Origin of the sequence: Sulfobacillus harzensis, assembly GCF_012933365.1 — a bacterium.
GTDB lineage: Bacteria > Bacillota > Sulfobacillia > Sulfobacillales > Sulfobacillaceae > Sulfobacillus_B > Sulfobacillus_B harzensis.
This window is the reverse complement of sequence record NZ_JABBVZ010000352.1, coordinates 1-400: the sequence shown is the minus strand read 5'-3', so window position 1 is coordinate 400 and position 400 is coordinate 1. Positions and strand designations below refer to the sequence as shown.

Annotated in this window: 1 protein-coding gene; it reads right to left on the bottom strand. The window is 59.8% G+C overall.

Features of this window, described 5'->3' with window-relative positions; translation table 11 throughout:
* Positions 1–400: transposase (locus HIJ39_RS23460; protein WP_207711908.1), on the bottom strand; the 400-nt coding region annotated here is incomplete at both ends.

The window sequence follows — 400 nt, the reverse complement described above, 5'->3', positions numbered from 1 at the left end:
GCCTCTTGGTAGGCCTTGCGCAACCGCGACCGCACGGTCGCTTGCATGGACTCGGGGAGATGGTCTAAAACATTCCGGGTTTTGTGGATCTGACAACGTTGGATGTGGACGCGGTCGCCAAACACCTCGCGCACGGCTTTGGCTAGGGCTTTCGCGCCGTCAATCACAGCCAAAAGCCCTTGGCCTTCAGGAATCGTGAATCCACGCTCCATTAAGTCTGTCAAGAGACTCTTGACGACGGCGCTATTTTCCGTCGCTCCCTCGGCCAATCCCAGAATGCGCTTCGTGCCCGCATCGTCAATCCCGAGCGCGACGACCACGAGGTGCCCGCCCACCCGAATGCCGTCCACCATGAGGACGGTCCAGATCCGGTCTCCCAGCGACCGCTGCATAAACGTAT